Genomic DNA, 21,174 nt, shown 5'->3' on the forward strand with positions numbered 1-21,174 from the left:
GTACATGAAAAATCCTCATGTTCATTAATATTATATTTGAATAATTATTCATTTGCCCCACCAGTGGTGTTATGTTTTCTCGACAAAAAAACTCGCTCTAAAAAGAGCGAGTTTTTTCATGATATATTATTGACCTTTGTACATTGCATCTACTTGTTTTTGAAGCTCTTCATTTTCTAAGTACTCATCGTAAGTTGCCTCTTTATCGATTACACCGTTTGGTGTTACTTCGATAATGCGGTTTGCAATTGTTTGTACGAACTGATGGTCATGAGATGTGAATAACATTGTACCTTTGAAAGCAATTAAACCGTTGTTTAATGCAGTGATAGACTCAAGGTCTAAGTGGTTCGTTGGATCGTCAAGTGTGATTACGTTCGCACCACTTAACATCATTTTAGATAACATACAACGAACTTTTTCGCCTCCAGATAATACAGAAACGTTCTTCTTAACTTCTTCACCTGAGAATAACATACGGCCTAAGAAACCACGTAAGAAGCTTTCTGACTCATCTTGTGGAGAGAATTGGCGTAACCAATCAACTAAGTTATAGTCACTGTTCTCAAAGTACTTAGAGTTATCTCTTGGGAAGTAAGATTGAGATGTTGTAACACCCCATTTGAATGAACCGCTATCTGGCTCCATTTCACCCATAAGGATTTTAAATAATGTTGTCATCGCGATATCGTTACGACCGATAAATGCAACTTTATCACCTTTATTTAAAGTGAAGTACACATTATCTAACACTTTTTCGCCATCAATTGTTTTAGAAAGGCCTTCAACAGTTAATAAGTCATTTCCTATTTCACGCTCAGGTGTGAAGCCAACGAATGGGTAACGACGTGATGATGGTCTAATATCATCTAATGTAATTTTATCTAATAATTTTTTACGAGAAGTTGCTTGTTTCGCTTTAGATGCGTTTGAGCTAAAGCGTGCAATGAAGTTTTGTAACTCTTTTACTTTCTCTTCTTTTTTCTTATTAGCATCTTGTGTTAATTTTAAAGCTAATTGGCTTGACTCATACCAGAAGTCATAGTTACCAACATAAAGTTGAATTTTACCGAAATCAAGATCAGCCATGTGCGTACATACTTTATTTAAGAAGTGACGGTCATGGGATACAACGATTACTGTATTTTCAAAGTTCATTAAGAAGTTTTCTAACCATTGAATCGCTTTTAAGTCCAAGTGGTTGGTAGGCTCATCTAGTAATAGAATATCAGGTTTACCGAATAATGCTTGAGCAAGTAATACTTTTACTTTCTCTGCACCAGTCAATTCTGATAATTTTTTGTCATGAAGATCTTCACCAATACCAAGACCTTTTAGAAGGATTGCAGCTTCTGACTCAGCTTCCCAACCGTTAAGCTCAGCGAACTCACCTTCAAGTTCTGCAGCACGCATTCCATCTTCATCACTAAAGTCTTCTATCATGTAAATAGCATTTTTCTCTTGCATTACTTTGTAAAGTTGCGTGTGACCCATAATTACTGTTTCTAATACTGGGAACTCTTCATATTCGAAGTGGTTCTGTTTTAATACTGCTAGACGCTCACCTGGCGTAATATGTATATCACCTGTTGATGGTTCAATTTCTCCAGATAAAATCTTTAGAAATGTTGATTTACCAGCACCGTTTGCTCCGATTAAACCGTAGCAGTTACCTGGCGTGAATTTTATGTTAACATCTTCAAATAATTTGCGATCCGCGAAACGCAAACTAACGTTACTTACTGTAATCATTTGTGTCCTCCTACTAATACCGCTTATTTCAGCGTTTTCTCACCGATTGTCTTAAAAAATCGCATATTACGACTCAATTATTGTAGACTATAGCTATTATATAGTAGAAGCTGGATGAATAGCAACGGTTGATTACTATTCATCCCTTTTCTATCTTGAATAAAATGTACGTTTTTAACGAAATAATATTATATAGAAGCATATTTCATAATGAACAGAGATATGAAATATGAAAAATTCGCAAAATATAAAGATGTGATGGACAAATTTATTAAATAAGAAGAATCCCCTTTTAAAAGGGGATTCTTTACTTTCTTTTACTTAATTTTTTCGTATAATTCTTCATTTTATTCGTTAACCCTATTAACGCAGGTATCAATATTGGCATCACAATAATAGCTAATAATAACAGTGCAACACCAACAACAGATGCTACTTGTATAAGCGTCAATACACCCGAAGGGATTAATGCAGCAAATGTACCACCTAAAATAAGTGCCGCTGATAATACGACTCCTCCTATGTGACGAGATGCATTTACAATTTTCGTTGCTGGGTCCCCCTCTAGCTCATTGTATCTCATCATTACGAAAATGCTATAATCCACACCTAAAGCGACTATCATTATAAAACTAAAGAATGGTACATTCCAGCTCAATGACTCTACGTTTAGTATGTGTGTACTAATTTCTTCACTTATACCAAGTGATGCAAAATAAGCTAATATTAAAGATCCAATAATGAAGATTGTATTTAAAAATGACCGTGTAATAACGAGTAATACAACCGCAATTCCAATTAACATAATTGTAGCTGTACGTAAGAAATCTTGGCCCGTTACTTCTTTTAAATCAACGTTTCTTGCTGTTGTACCGCCGATCGCTTTTTTTGTTGATTTTAATTCTGTACCATTTAATGTACCGTCTATCGTTTTATTAATTTCTTCAATGATTGGCATCGCTTCTTTTGAATACGGATTTACGTCTAAAATGATTGTCATTTTAGCAGTCTTTCTATCATGTGACATGTACGTATTCAATGCTTTTTGGAAATCTTCTCCCTCTAAAACTTCTTTTGGAATATAAAATTTCTCAGAGCTTTTTGATTCATTCAATTCTCCTAAATATTTCTGAGCATCCCCTAGTCCGTTACTTACCTTTTCGAGCCCTTCTGTACTTTTAGATAATCCTGATTGTAATTGCCCCATCTGTTCTTGCAAGTCTTTCAGCCCGGTTAATAACTGGCCTTGCCCATCATTTATTTTTGTTAATCCGGTTTGTAACTCAGATGACTTGTTCGCAATTTGTTTAGAACCTGAAGCACCTTCATCTAATCCATTTTTAAGATCAGCTGCTCCTTTTTGTAATTTAGTAACTCCATTGTTCATTTCTTTTAAACCGTTATCCACTTTCAATAACGATTGATTCGCTTCTTTAAATGAGCCCATCGCCGCTTTATGATGCGTTGCTAATTGATTTAATTCATTTGAAAGCACACCTAATTGCTTCTGAGCCTCTTTAGCAATTCCTATCGTTTGTAGTATGTTCGGATCATTTGCTAATTCTGGTTTCGTTTGAATAAAATTGGTCATTAACACTTCAATTTGTTCATAACCTTTTTTCGCACCATCAATTGCTTGAGAAATACTTCCGAAGTATTGATCGTAAGAGCTTAAACCTTTTTCTAACTGTGCATAACCAGCATGAAGTTGTGAAGTTGCATTAGATAAAACATTTATATTTTCATTTACTGAAGTTAATCCACCCTCAATTTGTTGCGCACCTTGTGCTCCGTCATTTATACCACTTGATAGTTGATGTAAAGCTGTTCCTAATGCCGTTACACCGTTTTTCGCTTCGTTTGTTCCATCAATTAACTTTTGAACGTTTGCAAGACTATTTGAGTCTTTACTACCCATTTTATCTTTCGCAGCAGTTAACCCATCATTAATGTCCTTTATACCACCATTGGCATCTCCTAACCCCGTATTTAGTTCTCCAGCTTGTTTATTTATATATAGTTCTTTTATCCTTTCCCCAGTTGGACGCGTCGGTGAATATACTTCTGACACACCTTTCACTTTCAAAATCTTATCAGTTAGTTCATCTAAAGTTTGAAGAGAACTCGCCTCGTCTAACTTGTTATCCGATTGAATGACTAACGTACTTGGTGAAGAAAAACCAGGTGGAAAATGTTCTTCTATTACGTTAATCCCCTTTTTCGATTCATATTTATTATCTACTTCAAATAAATCATTGTAATTTAGTGTGTTAGAATATTTCATTAGGAAAGGAATCGATATCACAAATACAATGATTAAAGCTGCGAATGGTCTTACTACTGAGTTTTTCGCAAGAAATCCCCATAAACGACTATCCTCATGACCTTTAAATGTTTTTACTGGATAAAACATTCCTTTTCCTAAAAGCACCATAAAAAATGGATTTAACGTAGTTAATACGAGTAATAATACTGCGACACCAATTGCTACGGCTGAAGTAGATTGATATAATTTAAAACTCGCTAAAGCAAGAGATGCAAAACCAATTAGTACTGCTATCCCACTATATAAAACGGTTTTCCCTGCCGATTTAAACGTTTCTTTCGTAGCTAAAAATGCATTTTCTTGTTTACTTAATTCTTCCTTAAACCTTGTATATAATAAAATGTTATAGTCTGTTCCAACCCCAAACAGGACAACAACTACAAACACTTGTGTAAAGTTAGAAAACGGAAAATTAAATTGATCTACTAGGTGGGCAATAATCCCCATTGAAACTAAATATGATACACCCACTGTAAGCAGAGAAACGATTGGAACAATTGGTGAACGAAATACAATGATTAATACAACTAAAATGAAAATGATAGAAATAACTTCTGTCTTTTTCACTCCCTCTTGAGAGGATGTAAGAAAATCACCCGCTATTAAATCACTTCCTGTTAAGTACGTTTTAACTCCCTTCGGTTTAATTTTATTATGAAGCCCATTTGCAATTTTTGATATTTCACCATGTTTTTTATCTACAGAAATTTGCGTTAAAATGGTCGTATTGTCTTTAGATATCAATTGTTTTTCCAAGTCTTTATTATCTAAATGTGAAACAACTTCCTTAATTCCTAATTGCTCTTTTTCATTTTGTAAAGCGTTGATTGTTTTTATTATTTCATCTTTTTGCTCAGTTGTTAAAGCTGCTTTACTTCCACTATTAAAAACAGCTATAACATCATATTTTTCTGTCCCGTCTTTATCCATCTCTCTTATCATTTTGTCAGCGATACTACTTTGCTCTGTATTCGGAATCGTAATATGCCCTTTTTCTTTCACTAATTTATCCATATTAGGCATCGTTACGATCATTGTAATAGTAATAACTATCCATAATAGAAAAGATAAACTTCTCCAATTTTTTAGCTTACTCATTTTAATCATCTCCCATTTTGAAAGTATAATGTTAGTTCCGGAATGAATATTCATTCCTATTATTTTGAAACTATTTTTAGGAATGAACGTTCATTCCTATCATTCTATTGATTTATTCTATAGACCCTATTAAACTAATCTTTTCCGGAATGAATGTTCATTCCTTTGGTTGCACAAATACCCTCTCCTACTTTCATTTTTTAAATCTATTTAGGAATGAATATTCATTCCTGTCCTTATAAAGCTATAGAATCAAATGATTCTAATAGCATTCCAAGAGCTTTCTTCCAATTCTTTTACTAACTCTTTCGAGTATTCTAATTGCCCTGTTGCAATTACTTTCGTTAATGCTTCTAGCGGCTGATATACAATAATAATTAAAGCAACTGGAGGCAATGGACGAAGAAAACCTTTTGCGATTCCATCTTCAATAATATTCATAAAGAAGCCTATAAAATCGTCAAATATTTTCTTACTTTGTTCATCAAGAAAATAACTGTCACAGTGAGAATTTGTAAATAAAAAAGCGTCCACATTGTTTCTCGCAAATTCAAATAAACGGTTGTACGTATGACTAAACTGTTCACGAATATTTGCTTCAACAGGAAAATCTGTTTTTATCATTTCAGAAAGCTCTAACATACTTTTTGAAAATAATGAGTTAACTAGTGCCTCTTTATTTTCAAAATAGCGATAAATAGTACCCGCACCGACTTTTGCCTTTTCAGCGATCATTGGAATTGTCGTACCATCGTAACCACGCTCTGCAAAAAGTTGCATCGCAGCATCAAAAATATCCTCTTGTTTGTTTTTAGCCATTTTTTCCACCTCTATTTTTAGGAATGAAAATTCATTCCGTTTTTAATTATAAATTACAAGGACTAAAAGTCAAGTGCGTAACTACGTATAGTTGCAATTTTAATCCCTTGTTTGTGAATCAATTTATATCAGCGGTTTTTAGAATACATCGACTTACCGACAAAAACGAGAACCAAAGAGAAAACCGTCCCAAATTTTGTTTGGGACAGCCCCATTTCCTATTTAAAGCTTAAAAGAAATCATAAATAAAAGCTTTACGTACTGGAACTATATTCTCAAATGCTTGTATTTCCTCTTCGCTTCCGCTAATGAATTCTAGTTCATTAAGTTCTAACGGACGCTTGTAGCCAAACATTATTGTAGATAATGCGTTAATATCCAGCTTAATTCCTTTATCTATTGTTTCCTCTTTCATAATTGTTATTTCATGATTCGCAAGCCTCACTGATACGTTGTTCCACGGAGCAAATGCGTCTGTAATGTGTAGAATCACTTCTTGCTGTACATTGTTCCAGCTCAACTCATATTGTTTTAAGAACTGCTCTACATCTACAATTCTTCCCATAAAATATGGTTTTATTTCTGTCTTCACGCGTGGCTCTTGCAATGAATATAGCAACGGTTCGTTTTCACTTACTGTCATTTCAAGTTCTTTAATCATAGAATCATGCTGGCAAATAAAGTTCCACAGACCATTTCGTGCTTCATTATGCAGTGGTACAAATTCTTCTACTGTCATTTTATAGTTTTCTATTTTGTATAACATGTAACCGGCTGCCTTTTTATTTTCATCATAGTAAATCGCTAATGTTAAATCATCATAAACCGCTTGAAACCACCAGTTCTTCTCTCGAACTAACATACCTGAAAAACGTTCTGCAAATGCTTCATAAAGCTTCTCGACTTCTTCTGGATGATTTTCTTTATTGAAACGTTTCACAGTGCCATTTACTTGTTTTTTCATCACTAAATCGCTCTTAGTCATATGACATGTGACTAAATTCGCACAAAGTTCCCAGCCGTATTTACGGTAAAATGAAACCGCAAATGGATGTAACATAGAGACTGTATAGCCATCTTTTTTCATCGTTTGAAGTGAATATTGAAGTAGCTCTTTTACATACCCACTTCTTCTATACTCAGGATACGTCGCTACCCCTGCAACGCCACCCATTTTAAATTTTTCTTTACCTATGTAAATATGAAACGGAATAAGATGTAGTTTTGCTGCTAAGTCTTCCCCTTCCATAATGCCGTATATTTCATGACTTTCCTTCATCTTTGTAAGTTGCTGCTGTAATCGTTCCTCATCTACTTTATATTGAAAAGCGTATTCTGATAAACGTAATGCTTCTCTGAACTTATCTTCTTTTAATTGTATGACATTCATATAATTCTCCTCCATTCCCCGTTTGAATTGTATCACAATTCTTACTTTTGTAGTTCGGTAAGTGAAATTAGAAAGACGTTTTAACAAAAAAAGCAGATACATCACGTATCTGCTTTCCATCCTTATTATTTAGCTAACTTTTGAAGTTCATCAAAGAATGTAGGATATGATACACCTACTGCTTCTGCATCTTCAATAATTGTTTTTCCTTCTGCCAGGCAGCCAGCAATCGCAAGCATCATTCCGATGCGATGATCACCATAACTATTTACTGTATTGCCTTTTAGAGCTGATTTTCCGTAAATGATCATGCCGTCATCAGTTGCTTCTATGCGAGCTCCTAGTTTCGTTAACTCAGCAACGACTGTATCAATACGATTTGTTTCTTTTACTTTTAATTCGTGTGCATCTTTAATTACTGTAATTCCTTCCGCTTGCGTTGCCGCTAATGCGATTACAGGAATCTCATCGATTAATCTAGGGATAATATCTCCGCCAATTTCAATTCCTTTTAATGAAGATGTTTCAATTGTAATATTTGCAGCTGGTTCTGATGCCCCTTCGTTAATTAGATCTACAGTGAACGTAGCACCCATTTTCTCTAAAACATCAATAATACCTGTACGAGTTGGATTCATTCCTACATTTTGTAATACTAGTTTACTATTTGGGATGATTGCACCTGCTACTAAGAAAAATGCTGCTGATGATACGTCACCTGGCACTTGAATGTTTGTTGCTGTTAATTTTTGTCCACCTGACAGCTTCACTGTCTTTCCTTCTCGAGTTACTTTAACACCAAATGCTTCAAGCATTCTTTCCGTATGATCGCGGGAAATATGTGGTTCTGTAACAGCTGTTACACCTTCTGCGCGAAGCCCTGCAAGTAAAATAGCTGACTTTACTTGTGCACTTGCAACAGGAGAAATATATTCAATTGCTTTTAAATCTCCACCACGTATTGTTAGCGGTGTAAATGTTCCTTCTTCTCTGCCGTCAATGTTTGCACCCATTTGTTTTAATGGGTTTGTTACACGCTTCATCGGTCTTTTTGCGATAGATTCATCACCTTGTACGCAAGAGAAAAATGGTGTGTTAGCTAATATACCTGACATTAATCGAATTGTTGTACCAGAATTACCAACATCTAATACAGCTTTCGGTTCTTGTAAACCTTCTAATCCTTTACCAACTACAGTAACTTCATCACCGTTTTGCGTAATTTCTACTCCCATTTCTTTAAAACATGAAATAGTACTTAAACAGTCTGCACCGGACAAGAAACCTTTAATTGTTGTTTTCCCTTCTGCAATCGAACCGAACATAACAGCACGGTGTGAAATGGATTTATCACCTGGGATTGTAATATTGCCATTCAATCCGTTATTAACAGGTTGTATTGTTCTTTCTTTCACGTTTTTCACCTTCTCATTTAAATTGTTTCATAAGTTTGGTATTCTTCTTCTCCAAGCGCTAGCTTTGCTTTCATACGATCTTCTTCCCTTTGGAAGCTAATACGTAATACCCCAAGCAGTCCTTCACGCGCTTCTAATATTTGCAAGTTCGTAATACTAATTTCCTCGCGCGCTAAAATACTCGTAATATGAGCCAATGCCCCCACCTTATCTAATACATCAACGTATAAGTCGTGATAAGCAGGAATTGCACCACTCTTTCTTACTGGTAAAGAATCACGGTATTCTTTCGCATCTGCAAAATAGTTTTGAATCTCGCCTGCATCTCCAGTAGAAACTGTCTTATATAAACCTTCCATTTCAGAGATCCACTCTTTTAATAATACCATTAAATGCTCTCGATTTTGCTTTACAATATCACTCCACATTTTCGGACTACTAGATGCGATACGTGTAATGTCTTTGAAACCTCCAGCAGCTAGTTGATGAATGAGCGGATTATCTCCTGCATGCTTCTCAACTTGCTTTACTAAACCTGCTGCGATAAGATGCGGGAAATGACTAACGATCCCTGTTACATAATCATGTTCTTCTGTATTTAAAACAAGAAAATGTGATCCTGTTCCTTTTAACCATACTTTAAGGTCTTCCACTTGTTCATTTGGTACATGATTCATCGGTGTTAAAATGTAAAATGCATTTTCAAATAAATGCGCCTTTGCGCTTTCAACTCCCGTTTTATGAGAACCCGCCATCGGATGTCCCCCAATGAAAGAAACTTCCTTTGAAAATAAAGCTTCCGCTTCGTTCATAATAGACCCTTTTGTACTACCAACATCAGTCACTATAACATCTTCTCGTAAACGGAATGACGCAAGTTTGTGTAATAACTTCTTCGTTTCTTCAACTGGAGAAGCAAAAACAATTAAATGTGCCTCTTCACATGCATGTTGTAAATCAACTGCTATTTCATCTACTACGTGTAATTCTTTTGCACGCTCTACTTGCTCTTTAAATATATCATAACCTGTTATCATTACATCGTGCTCTTTCTTAATTGCTAATGCGAGAGAGCCTCCTATTAAACCTGTTCCAATTAATACTACCTTTTTACGCATTTGCCTCATCTCGAGACTTACTTTTTTTATTTTCAAAGTGTTGTTTTAACACTGAAATCACTCCTTCATTTTGCTCCCTTGTTCCAACTGTAATACGGACACCATTTGGGAATGGACGAATAATAAACCCTGCATGTGCGCAAGCTTCATAAATCTCTCCAGCATTATCTACCGGTAAGAAGATGAAATTAGTTTGTGACGAATAAAATGGTATACCGTTTTCCTTACAGAAACTCTCGTATTGCTGTAATCCTTCTGTATTCACGCGAACTATTTCTTTAATAAACTCGTCATCACTAAAAGCAATTGTAGCTGCTTTTTGCGCTAATGAAGATACGTTAAATGGTAAACGTACAACATTTAATTTCTCAATTAGCTCTTCCTGTCCGATCGCATATCCAACGCGGAAAGAAGCTAATCCGTATGCTTTAGAAAACGTTCTAAGTACAAGAATGTTTTTATGTTTTTCTAAAAGCGATAATGTCTCAGGGAAGTCTTTTGCTGTTACGTATTCATAGTACGCTTCATCAATGACAATTAACGTATTTTCACTAATGCCTTCAATAAATTGAGTTAATTTTTGCTCATTCACATATGTGCCCGTCGGGTTGTTCGGATTACAAATCCATACGATTTTCGTATTATTATTTACCGCTGACGAAATTTCGTCTAAATCGTATACACCTTTATTTAAAGGAATTTCTTTCACTTCACAGCCTTCAATAATCGCATGATGACGGTACTGCGGGAATGTTGCACCTGCTGTTACAATGTTATCTCCCGCTCGTAATACGGCGCGGCTTATTATTTGAATGATTTCATCTAAACCACTACCACAAAGTACTTGTTCCATTTGCACATGCAACTTATCTGCGATTGTTTGACGGAGCGTTGTAGCACCTCCGTCAGGATATAAAGAATGTTCCAACCAAGATTTTTGCAACTCTTCTAAAACTCTCGGTGAACAACCGAATGGATTTTCATTCGATGCTAATTTCACAAACGAATGATCTCCGTACACTTCTTTCATTTGTTCTGGTGATTTACCTGGTTTATATGGTTGTAATGATGATAGTTGATCCTTTACTTGCACGTTAAACCCACCTTTTTATTAAAATTCTTTTGCGTAGTTATTGTGTTGCATAATGTTTTGTTTTAATAATTCCATACGATCTTTTCCGAATTGTTCGACTAGTGCATCTGCAAGTTCCCATGCCACAACAGATTCAGCTACTACACCCGCTGCTGGTACTGCGCAACTATCAGATCTTTCAATACTCGCTTGGAATTCTTCTTTCGTATCAATATCAACGCTTGCTAACGGTTTGTATAAAGTAGGAATTGGCTTCATAACGCCTCTTACGACAATTGGCATACCTGTTGTCATACCGCCTTCTAAACCGCCGGCATTATTCGTTTTTCTCGTGTATCCTTTTTCTTTATCCCACAGAATTTCATCATGCACTTTGCTTCCAGGTTGTCGTGCCGCTTCAAAACCTACGCCAATTTCAGCACCTTTAAATGCATTTATACTCATAATTGCACCAGCAAGTTTTGCATCTAATTTACGATCGTAATGAACGTAACTACCAACGCCAATTGGCATACCTTCTGCAATGACTTCCACGATGCCACCGATTGAATCTCCACTACTTTTTGCGTTGTCAATCGCATTCATCATTTCTTGCTCTACTTCTTTATCTAAACATCGAACTGGTGAGTTTTCAGTAATTGTTTGAATTTCTTCAATTGATAAGTTTGAAATATGTTTTGCTTTTACTCCACCAATTTCAAGAACATGTCCTGCAATTTCCACGCCTAATTCGCTTAAAATTTGTTTTGCAACTGCACCAGCAGCTACACGAACTGTCGTTTCTCTTGCAGATGAGCGCTCTAATACGTTTCTTATATCACGATGACCATATTTAATTGCTCCATTTAAATCCGCATGTCCGGGACGTGGTTTTGTAATTGTACGTTTCATGTCTTTACTTTCTTTTTCCGAAATTGGCTCGGCACCCATTACTTTCGTCCAATGTTTGAAATCATCATTTTTTACGATTAACGTAATCGGTGATCCAAGTGTCATCCCGTGACGAACACCACTTACAATTTCAACTGTATCTGTTTCAATTTGCATGCGTCTTCCGCGTCCATGACCTTTTTGTCTTCTTAATAATTCTTTATTAATATGTTCCGCCGTAAGTGTCAAACCTGCTGGTACACCTTCTAAAATAACTGTTAACTGCGGTCCATGTGATTCTCCAGCTGTAATGTATCTCATTTCTCTTGCCCCTTTACTATTTTTTTGTACAAAAAAGTCCCTACTGAGCGCTCAGTAGGGACGATGTTTATCGCGGTACCACCCTAGTTGTAGACAACTGTCGTCTACCTCTCTTCTTCTTTAACGATCGTTTGACCGTCTTCCCCTCCATAAGTTGTCGGGAAAGATGCTCCAAGGCTGTAATTCATGCTTACCTTTGTACTGATTCACACCGACCATCAGCTCTCTTTAACAGTGAGATAAGCACTACTGTTTCCTCTTCAATGCATATATGATATGGAATTAAGATAATTTATTTTTGAAACCTTTTAACTCATCCATGAATCTATGGAATTCTGGAATGTCCATTTGTTGTGCAGAATCTGATAATGCAACTGCTGGATCTGGATGCACTTCAGCCATTACTGCATCTGCGCCAATTGCAAGTGCCGCTTTCGCTGTTGGTAATAATAAATCTCTGCGTCCAGTTGAATGTGTTACATCAACGATAACTGGTAAATGTGTTTCTTTCTTTAAAATTGGTACTGCAGAAATGTCTAATGTGTTACGTGTTGCTCTTTCGTATGTGCGGATACCACGCTCACAAAGAATAATTTGATCGTTGCCTTGCGCAATGATGTATTCCGCTGCGTTAATGAACTCATCAATTGTTGCTGCTAATCCACGTTTTAATAATACTGGTTTGTTAACTTTACCTACAGCACGTAATAAATCGAAGTTTTGCATGTTACGTGCACCAACTTGAATTACATCAACGTAGTCTAATGCCATTTCAACATCGTTCGGATTTAAAATTTCACTAATAATTGCTAAGTCGAACTCGTCTGCTACTTGACGTAAAATTTGAAGTCCTTCTACTCCTAAACCTTGGAAATCGTATGGAGATGTTCTCGGTTTGAATGCACCGCCGCGCATTAATTTTAAGCCTTGATCTTTCATCGCTTGCCCTACTTGACGAACTTGCTCTAAGCTTTCTACTGCACAAGGTCCCATGATGAACGTTTGTGTTCCGTTTCCAATCAATTCACCTTTTACATCAACGATTGTATTTTCTTGTTTCTTTTTACGTGATACTAGTAACGCTTTGCGGTTATCATCTTCTTGTAACTCTAAGCTTGCTTTGAAAATCGTTTTGAAAATATGTTGAACAGTTGATGTTTCGAATGGTCCTTCGTTATGCTCTGCGATCATATCAAGTACTTCACGCTCACGTACTGGATCAAAGCGTTTCGTACCTTGTACTTGCTTTTGCTCTCCAATTTTTTGAACAATTTCACCACGTTTGTTTAAAAGGTGTAATAGTTGTAAGTTAATTTCATCTACCTGTTTACGTAATTGATCTAATTCATGATTTGCCATTTGGAAATCCTCCTCTAATGTTTTAAAAGTATAGTAAGAGAATAAAAGATTCTCTATTTTCTGAACTGGTTAATTATACAAATTTATAGTGGAATCGATACCTCTTCTTATTTTAAACTAATAATTCGTACAAAGGCATGAACTACTAGTTAAAAACCCACTTTTTTGTACAAAAAAGCCCTACTGATGCAATCAGTAGGGACGATATTTATCGCGGTACCACCCTAGTTGTAGACTTCTTTCGTCTACCTCTCTTCATTGTTAACGATCATCTGACCGTCTTTCCCTTCATAAAGACAAATACTATCTTTACTACGAAAAAGATGCTCCAGGACTGTAATTCGCTCTTGTTTTTGTACTGGTTCGCACCAACCACCAGCTCTCTGTTACAGGGAAACAACAACTACTGCTTTTCCTTTCAATGCATGACTATTTTATTTTCAAGTTGGACCACTAAAATACAAAAAGTCCCTACTGAATAAATCAGTAGGGACGATATTTATCGCGGTACCACCCTAGTTGTAGACTAACTTTCCGTCTACCTCTCTTCACTGTTAACGATCAATTGACCGCTTTTTCCTCATAAAGACAAACTATCTTTATTACGAAAAAGATGCTCCAAGACTGTAATTCATGATTATCCCTGTACTGGTTCACACCAACCACCAGCTCTCTGTTACAGTAAGACTAACCACTACTGTGATCTCTTCATTGCACTTTGTTTATTCAAATGTTTTTGAAATTGAATAAGTATGATTCGTATTATAGAACGCTTTTTAAAACACTGTCAACAACTTTTTATATATTTTTTTAAAATTCCACTTTCATCCTATAATTCTTTTTGTAAATCACCCATTACAATTCCTATGCGAATTATTTCATTTTCTAGTAAATGTAAAACATATTCCTCTACTTCATACTGAACTAATAATTCTTTTATTTGTATGATTTCTTTTTCAAATAAAACGGCTTCGTGACATGTTTGTAGTAAAATAAAAAACACATTTGCAAACATTTCTTTATGCGCTTTCATACTTTCTTTTTTATGAAGCATTTCAATCAATAACTGCTTCATTTCCTCACCTGTACATTTACCATGTACACTTGAAAATGCACGAGACATAATACATAATCCTTTTTCTAATATTTCATCCATGTATAAGATAATACGTAAAAGCATTACATATTCTCTCGCAGTTATCTCACCCATTTTTGGTCGTTCTCGTAAAAATACACTGAGCCAAGCTGTCCAAAATTTTTGTTGTTCTTTTACGCTTAATGTTTTGACGTAATAGCATAAAAACTGCATAAATTTAATTTTATTTTCTTCATTTTCTAGTATGAGTAAAGGGTATAACCACTCTGTTTTTTGCTCCCAATATAGTACACATTTAATAAATACAAAGCTAAGCCACTTCAAGAAAGCTTCCCTCGTATGCGGATGTAATACTTCCAAATGTTCTATCGCATACTTAATAAAACGCTTCATTTCTGTAAATAAAGGTAAATTTATTTGCGTGTAACATAAACCAGCCCATGCATATTCCGTAATTTCATTTTGTTTTTTTAAATCTAAGTATGGTAACAAATATTTTCGGCACCATTGCTTTTCAATATGATATAGAAATGTAATATCTGCTATTAAACGAGCAAACATAAAGTTTGTTCGTTCCAAATTAACTCTTACTTGTTCTTCAAATAAAAATAAATATTCATATACATTACGATCGTATAAATGATCATATGATAACAACTTTAATAATACAGCCGTCATTTTCCCAACAGGATGCTGAATTGATTCATTGTAAAAATCTTGTTTTCCAAGCTTAAAATCCGTATCACTCTTCATAACTTGAGGAAACACTGAAAAAGCAAAGCGTTTTACAACACGTATACTATTCTCTTCTAACTCTTCTAGTCGATTACTAATTTCATATAGAAAACTACTAATTAACCAATGATAAGCAGTATTTCTAACAAATTTCTGCAATAGCGGAATAATTTTTTGGATTTGATCATTTGTCAATCCTCGGTTATTTCGCCATTCTCTAATACAAACAAACCATACTTCATTACTTATTTCTTGCACTCCTACTAATTGATATGCGAATGAAATACTCCACTCTGTATTCAATTTACATGCTTTTGATAACATCTCTAAAAAATGGCGTTGTTCAAAAACACCATCTTGCGAAAATTGCCGAACTTGCTTCATAATTTCAACATCTTTCAGCTGCAATAATCCGTCAGCTGTTACATTACAAGTAATGCTTTGCGCTGTATCCTCTTTCTTTTGTACACTGTATCGTTCAGAATGAAAATGAGGATGCTTTTGCTTCATTAACTCATACCCATTTGCCGTAGATGGACTATTTGAATCACACTTGAATAATAAGTCTAATACGAGACATGCATCAAATACCCTCTCTTCTGTAAGATGCTTTATTACAGTTCGAGTGACTTCTTCTTTTGTTTCTTCTAAACAATGTGCATAATGCCTTTTTAAAAGTTGAAAAACTTCATGTTTATAAGTGAAATCTAAAAGAAGTCCTTCATGTAACAACCATTTCATTTTGTCATCTACACGAACAAAAATATTTTTATTCATCGCGTCAATTGCAATTCGCTTTTGAAGTACACTATTTGCTTCTATCATTTCTGTAATATAATAATCCGCTTTTTTCTCATTGTTTTCACATAAATAAGTTAGACACTCTTTTACAATTTGTATTAAAAATGCAAGATCATTTTGATGAAAATCTTTTTCTACATCTTCCTTATTTCTTTTTTTCAGTGCCGTTTGTCTTAACGACAACATTCTCAATTTTTCTAATCCGATCATCATAATTGGAACAGCATAATGGGTGATATATGGCCTCATCTTTTCGTTCCAAATTTGCTCCACATGAGAAAATGTTGATACTGGTAAGCGACTCGATTCCTCGAGTTCTATTGATTCTTGCGTATCATTTCCCCATTTTCTTACACGTTTCAACTTCAGTTTTCCATCTAAAATAAAAGTTAGTAACAATAAGGCAATTTCCTTATGCTCAGGAAAAGAACATTTTTGCAGTAACTTAGAAATCTTTTCTATAGAGCTACTATCTTTTTCAGCTGTTTCTAATAAAAAGAGTGTCCATCTTGCAAACAACAACGGATCCATCTTACTCTTCGTTTCGTTTAAGTAGTTACAAATCGTTCTCCATAATAACGGTGATATTTTAGAATAGTTTTTATAAATTAATTGAAATAATTCTTTCTGATGACTAAAAAGAAATTGTTCCACTAACCATTCTGCAAGTAATTCATCTACTTCATTATAGTTTGGCGTAAGCATAAACAAATTTTGTAATTTACCTTCTGCTTCTAACCATTCGACCCATTCATAATCATGAGCAAATTCCACAAAGTAACGAACTGTTTCAATTTTTTTAATTGATTGCTTTATGTATGATAATTGTTCCTGTTCTACTGACGGGGGAACCGTTACAATATCCCGAATACGCATTCTTTTCGTAATATAATTATCGCCCATTAATTCCGCCCAGCGTTTTACCGCTTTTACGAGGGATTGATGATTATTCACTTTATTCGGATACACAATTGGTCTTATCCCTAAATGTTCCCAGTGGTACGTATTTTCCCCTTGTGCGACAAAAGCAAATCGTCTTGTACTTGGTGGTAAACCAGTTGCTAAATATTTCATTACTGGGTCATTATGACTATATCCAACGAATAAAACGGTGTAATTCGAGAATAGATCGACTAAAAATCTTCTCGCCCACCCTTCGGTTAAGTAAGCCCTTCCAAAATCACCGTCTGTTAAAATTAAAGCCTCTTTCTCCTGTTCTACATTACCATGTATATAAGCAAGACCTTTAAATGCTCTCCCAGTCGGTAAAGCTGGAGCATAATAAACATTGATATCTCTATTTATTTCCTTAATTGCAGTTGTAAAATGTTGATCAAAATTTGTTGTTACAATGCGGATATCTGTATCTAAAGGAAATAACCTTGGAATTGCAAAATGCAATGGATTCGGTTTTGATTTCTCTATATGAACAAGATCTCTTGCAACTTGATGTACATCTTTTGTTTTTGCAATTTTACCAAGATAATAATCATGTGGTTCTGTTATTTCACGTTTTTCGACATATAACGTTTTTGCAATTGCATCAACTAAATCATCAAAATTCGGTAAGTTTGATTTCCCTTTCATAGAAACTCCCGCTCCAACAAATAACACTAACTTTCCTTGCTCAAGGTGATCGATTAACTCATCTGGAATTTCTACTTCTGAAGTAATCCACATCCTGGATTCCCCCTTACCTAAAAATGTCATACACTCTCATTTTACTATAACATTTTTCCGTTGTTTTTATAATATTTAGACTAAATTCCGAACATGAAAAAGTTTTACGTAAATAAATCCGTTACAATGTATGAACTCCAGAATTTATTGAAAAACTATGTATAAATCGGAGGTGTGAATTTTGAATGATTTCACAGTAGTGCTTATCAAGTTTATATCGTGCATTATCGCATTTAGCATTGGGCTTGCTTTATTTTTCCCTGCAACGTTTGTTCAAATTATTTCATTCAGTCTCTTTGTTACAATCGTATCCTACATGTTCGTTGATAAAATCATTTTAAATCGAATTGGCAATACTGGTGCCATTATGTCGGATTTCTTATTAACATATTTAAGCGTATGGATTTTCGGTAATATTTTATTAGACAACTATATGCAAATTGCATGGGGCAGTATCCTTTCTGCCATCGTCTTCACTTTATCTGAAGTAATCGTTCATCGCTTCTCTAACTCTCATACAAGGCACAACAATGATAACATTCGTATTAATCGCCGCTTTGCATATGGTACGGAATTTGCTGAAGAACAAAATATATTGGATAAAGACAAGAAGAAGTAACATTTTAATGCAGGAGCACCCTTTTTAATTATGTGGTGCTCCTTTTTTGTATATTTTCATTATGGTACGTGAAATTATATAAACGATTATTTCAAAATATCGACTTACCGACAATATTTGACGCTTTTTTCTAATAAAAAAACTACCTCTTATTTAGAGGCAGCCACTTTCAAGTCTTTTAATGCAACAACATCCGCAAACGCTCCCAATACTGCGTTATGATGTTGCACAATATCTTCAGCACGTAACACTTCTGTATTAAATGTACTATGCGCATCACTCACTAACGTTACTTTATATCCTTCACTACATGCTCTGCGCGTTGTCGTATCTACACAATACTCTGATTGCATTCCCGAAAGAATAACGTGTTCAATTCCTTTCTCTTGTAACACTTCGCTTAAGTTTGTCTTATGGAATGAATCTGGCGTCGTCTTTTCAACAATATTATCTCCTTCTTGCGGAGCGATGGCCGCATGGATTCGCCATCCATCCGTACCTTTTTCTAACGGATGGTCTTTAGGACCGTTATGTTGGATATAAATAACTGGAATATCATTTGAACGACATTCCATAATAAGCTCTTGCAGTGTTTGTAAAAACTTTCCCCCATTATGTACTGGCATTCCAGCTGTATACATACCCGCTTGCACATCAATTACGATTAACGCTTTTTTCATTTCGCACAGCTCCCTTCGTTTATATAAGCCATTGCATATTCATTATAATTGTTTGTATTCCATCATCCAACAATCTTCTAATTTCCCCTCATGCAGCTCATGTTCCTTTAAAATCTTTACTTTTTTAAATCCGCATTTTTCATAACACTTTATCGCTCGTTCATTATTTACTTTCGGATCCATTGCAATTGCTTCTGCTCTCATTTCACCCATAATATATGTAATTGCTGCCTGAACGAGTTTTTGTCCAATTCCTTTTCCCCAATAGGCTGGTTCACCGATAAATTGGTCCATTCCCCATACATTTTGTGATTCTTTATAGCCATATAACGCTTTCCACTCTGAATCAACTGGGTACATTTGTATGTAACCAATCGGAACGGTATCAAATTCTATTAAACATCTTTTTTCATTATTGTTTGGATTATGTATAAAATGATCAAGCACCTTTTCTACAGACTGCGGATTATCTCGTCCTTCGTAATACCGCAGGACTGCTGGGTCCGTTAACCATTTAGAAACGATAGATGCATCATCTTCCATTACGTATCTAATCAATAAACCTTCTTTTTGAAAAAGCATATTATACCTCTATTATTCCTTTATATTTTTTCTTGATGTTATATCTTTCATTGCACCTACTAATGCATATGGTAGTAATGTAATCGAAAAAAATGCTGTAAATACGTTAAATTGCGGGATTGTATAGAGTGTGAACCATTCAGTGAAAAATTGAGAATTTAATATTCTATTAAAAAACTCTCCGCCTGGCCTAAAGTTTGGTGCCCACGCAGTTATTTCACACAAAATAAAGTGAAACTTTAATCAGTGGGGTTTTGTTCATCCCCCACTGATTATTAGTTGAACCATTCGGGCTTTTACGGGCAGTTGATCCCCCACCTAACTTCTTCGCTTTCGCTGAATTTTGAGGTGGGGGTCTTACTGCCCGTTAATGCGGGATAAACAGTAACTGAACAATAAAAAATGCCCCTAGATAACGAAACCAAGTCCGTTTCCATATAGGTCGTGCATTTTTTAATATATCCCCCATCTAACCCCCTCCTTAAATATCCGTCATATTAATTATACACTTTCCTCACTTTATTTGTTAAAATTTTCTATATAATTAATACTGTTGGGGGGAATACATTATGTCTAATCCTATATTTACATCCACTTTAATCATTCTTAGAGGAAACTCCGCAAGTGGTAAAACAACGATTGCAAAGCAACTACAAGAACATTTCGGACAAGGTACACTTTTAGTATCACAGGATGTTGTGCGTAGAGATATGCTTAGAGTACACGACACAATGGGGAATTTATCACATGATTTACTATTTGAAATTACAAAGTACGGAAAAGGAAAATGTGAATTTGTTATTTTAGAAGGTATATTGAACAGTCGTAGGTATGGTGAGATGTTAAAAGAATTAATTCGTTATTTTGATAAAAATGCATTTACATATTACTTTGATTTATCATTAGAGGAAACTATTAGACGACATAACACAAGGGACAAACGACATGAATTTGGTGAAGATTCCCTACAAAAATGGTATAATCCGCACGATACAATTGAGGTTTCCAGAGAAACTATTTTTACAGATAACTTTACGCAAAAAGATATATTTGATGCGATTCTTAATGATGTTGCGATACAAAAACAAGACTAATATAATATGTTAGTCTTGTTATGTACTTTGTGTTTCCGTTTTTATAATTGAACAATCTTTACATAAATAATAGTATATATTCATTTCCCCAAACTGGAAATCAACTACTGAAATAAGTTCACGTTCCTCGATATCTTGTGTAATTGTAGCAACATACTATTCTTCTCTACTTCTCAATACCCTTCTGTTCTACTTCCTTACCTCATTCTTAATAGTTTTTCTAAACATGATACAATTTTTATGTTTTATTACAGTTTTATTAATAAGTCATTTAAGAATCCTATTATACTTCCACTAAAAAAATAAAAGCCAGCCTCAATAAAGAG

General features: G+C 34.9%; 14 protein-coding genes, 2 pseudogenes and 3 other annotated features. Of the genes and pseudogenes, 2 read left to right on the forward strand and 14 right to left on the reverse strand.

The genetic code is table 11. The annotated features are described in order from the left end of the window. Positions 1-126: 126 nt before the first annotated feature. The 10 genes from DOS87_RS15670 to DOS87_RS15715 form a co-directional block, all read right to left on the reverse strand. On the reverse strand, positions 127-1,752 hold the full coding sequence (locus tag DOS87_RS15670; RefSeq protein ID WP_208730015.1) for an ABC-F family ATP-binding cassette domain-containing protein: 1,626 nt from the start codon (positions 1,750-1,752) through the stop codon (positions 127-129). A 307-nt stretch (positions 1,753-2,059) separates the two neighbouring features. Further along, a complete protein-coding gene (locus tag DOS87_RS15675; RefSeq protein WP_142307955.1) occupies positions 2,060-5,176 on the reverse strand; it encodes an MMPL family transporter in 3,117 nt (1,038 codons plus the stop codon). A 252-nt stretch (positions 5,177-5,428) separates the two neighbouring features. After that, positions 5,429-5,995, reverse strand: coding sequence for a TetR/AcrR family transcriptional regulator (locus DOS87_RS15680; protein WP_001107300.1), 567 nt, complete (start codon positions 5,993-5,995; stop codon positions 5,429-5,431). 229 nt (positions 5,996-6,224) lie between these two features. After that, the gene (gene eis / locus DOS87_RS15685) at positions 6,225-7,385 is read right to left on the reverse strand and encodes a GNAT family N-acetyltransferase (RefSeq protein WP_208730016.1); all 1,161 of its coding nucleotides are present in this window, start codon (positions 7,383-7,385) and stop codon (positions 6,225-6,227) included. A gap of 125 nt (positions 7,386-7,510) precedes the next feature. Next, positions 7,511-8,800: a 3-phosphoshikimate 1-carboxyvinyltransferase gene (gene aroA / locus DOS87_RS15690; RefSeq protein ID WP_000664637.1), complete on the reverse strand. Its 1,290-nt coding sequence runs from the start codon at positions 8,798-8,800 to the stop codon at positions 7,511-7,513. Positions 8,801-8,817: 17 nt separating this feature from the next. Then, a complete protein-coding gene (gene tyrA, locus DOS87_RS15695; protein ID WP_001228126.1) occupies positions 8,818-9,918 on the reverse strand; it encodes a prephenate dehydrogenase in 1,101 nt (366 codons plus the stop codon). After that, positions 9,911-11,011 (reverse strand): histidinol-phosphate transaminase, encoded by a 1,101-nt coding sequence (hisC, locus tag DOS87_RS15700; RefSeq protein ID WP_001197269.1) that lies wholly within the window; start codon positions 11,009-11,011, stop codon positions 9,911-9,913. The genes tyrA and hisC overlap by 8 nt, the downstream gene beginning before the upstream one ends. Before the next feature lie 18 nt (positions 11,012-11,029). After that, positions 11,030-12,202, reverse strand: a complete 1,173-nt coding sequence (aroC, locus tag DOS87_RS15705) for a chorismate synthase (protein WP_001269426.1) — start codon at positions 12,200-12,202, stop codon at positions 11,030-11,032. A 53-nt stretch (positions 12,203-12,255) separates the two neighbouring features. Then, positions 12,256-12,475: a binding site (T-box leader), on the reverse strand. Between the two features lie 9 nt (positions 12,476-12,484). Then, on the reverse strand, positions 12,485-13,561 hold the full coding sequence (locus DOS87_RS15710; protein WP_001273575.1) for a bifunctional 3-deoxy-7-phosphoheptulonate synthase/chorismate mutase: 1,077 nt from the start codon (positions 13,559-13,561) through the stop codon (positions 12,485-12,487). A gap of 194 nt (positions 13,562-13,755) precedes the next feature. After that, positions 13,756-13,992 (reverse strand) — a binding site (T-box leader). Positions 13,993-14,046: 54 nt separating this feature from the next. Then, positions 14,047-14,282 (reverse strand) — a binding site (T-box leader). A 108-nt stretch (positions 14,283-14,390) separates the two neighbouring features. After that, entirely contained in the window at positions 14,391-17,873 is a 3,483-nt protein-coding gene (locus tag DOS87_RS15715) for a DUF4020 domain-containing protein (RefSeq protein WP_000265189.1), read from the reverse strand. 181 nt (positions 17,874-18,054) lie between these two features. Between DOS87_RS15715 and DOS87_RS15720 the strand changes: the two genes are divergently transcribed. Continuing rightward, positions 18,055-18,492, forward strand: coding sequence for a YndM family protein (locus tag DOS87_RS15720; protein ID WP_000997702.1), 438 nt, complete (start codon positions 18,055-18,057; stop codon positions 18,490-18,492). Positions 18,493-18,641: 149 nt separating this feature from the next. Here DOS87_RS15720 and DOS87_RS15725 read toward each other — a convergent pair whose 3' ends face one another. The 4 genes and pseudogenes from DOS87_RS15725 to DOS87_RS15740 form a co-directional block, all read right to left on the reverse strand. Continuing rightward, positions 18,642-19,172 (reverse strand): cysteine hydrolase family protein, encoded by a 531-nt coding sequence (locus tag DOS87_RS15725; RefSeq protein WP_017763308.1) that lies wholly within the window; start codon positions 19,170-19,172, stop codon positions 18,642-18,644. Positions 19,173-19,214: 42 nt separating this feature from the next. Further along, positions 19,215-19,754 carry a GNAT family N-acetyltransferase gene (locus DOS87_RS15730; protein WP_000898779.1) on the reverse strand — a complete coding sequence of 180 codons (540 nt, stop codon included), beginning with the start codon at positions 19,752-19,754 and terminating at the stop codon, positions 19,215-19,217. 12 nt (positions 19,755-19,766) lie between these two features. After that, positions 19,767-19,985 (reverse strand): annotated as a pseudogene (locus DOS87_RS15735) (YfzA family protein); the annotation flags it as partial. A 151-nt stretch (positions 19,986-20,136) separates the two neighbouring features. Then, positions 20,137-20,223, reverse strand: a pseudogene (locus DOS87_RS15740) (hypothetical protein); the annotation flags it as partial. Between the two features lie 100 nt (positions 20,224-20,323). Between DOS87_RS15740 and DOS87_RS15745 the strand changes: the two are divergent. Next, positions 20,324-20,848 carry a kinase gene (locus tag DOS87_RS15745; protein ID WP_000070084.1) on the forward strand — a complete coding sequence of 175 codons (525 nt, stop codon included), beginning with the start codon at positions 20,324-20,326 and terminating at the stop codon, positions 20,846-20,848. The last annotated feature ends 326 nt before the right edge of the window (positions 20,849-21,174 follow it).

Source organism: Bacillus sp. CR71 (genome assembly GCF_003429245.1).
Taxonomy (GTDB): Bacteria; Bacillota; Bacilli; order Bacillales; family Bacillaceae_G; genus Bacillus_A; species Bacillus_A thuringiensis_S.

Bases quoted from the DNA above. Each gene is read 5' to 3' on its own strand.
- DOS87_RS15715 (WP_000265189.1), bottom strand. From the start codon at position 17,873: ATGTGGATTACTTCAGAAGTAGAAATTCCAGATGAGTTAATCGATCAC.
- DOS87_RS15675 (WP_142307955.1), bottom strand. From the start codon at position 5,176: ATGAGTAAGCTAAAAAATTGGAGAAGTTTATCTTTTCTATTATGGATA.
- DOS87_RS15725 (WP_017763308.1), bottom strand. From the start codon at position 19,172: ATGAAAAAAGCGTTAATCGTAATTGATGTGCAAGCGGGTATGTATACA.
- DOS87_RS15730 (WP_000898779.1), bottom strand. From the start codon at position 19,754: ATGCTTTTTCAAAAAGAAGGTTTATTGATTAGATACGTAATGGAAGAT.
- DOS87_RS15745 (WP_000070084.1), top strand. From the start codon at position 20,324: ATGTCTAATCCTATATTTACATCCACTTTAATCATTCTTAGAGGAAAC.
- DOS87_RS15710 (WP_001273575.1), bottom strand. From the start codon at position 13,561: ATGGCAAATCATGAATTAGATCAATTACGTAAACAGGTAGATGAAATT.
- aroC (WP_001269426.1), bottom strand. From the start codon at position 12,202: ATGAGATACATTACAGCTGGAGAATCACATGGACCGCAGTTAACAGTT.
- DOS87_RS15680 (WP_001107300.1), bottom strand. From the start codon at position 5,995: ATGGCTAAAAACAAACAAGAGGATATTTTTGATGCTGCGATGCAACTT.
- tyrA (WP_001228126.1), bottom strand. From the start codon at position 9,918: ATGCGTAAAAAGGTAGTATTAATTGGAACAGGTTTAATAGGAGGCTCT.
- eis (WP_208730016.1), bottom strand. From the start codon at position 7,385: ATGAATGTCATACAATTAAAAGAAGATAAGTTCAGAGAAGCATTACGT.
- DOS87_RS15670 (WP_208730015.1), bottom strand. From the start codon at position 1,752: ATGATTACAGTAAGTAACGTTAGTTTGCGTTTCGCGGATCGCAAATTA.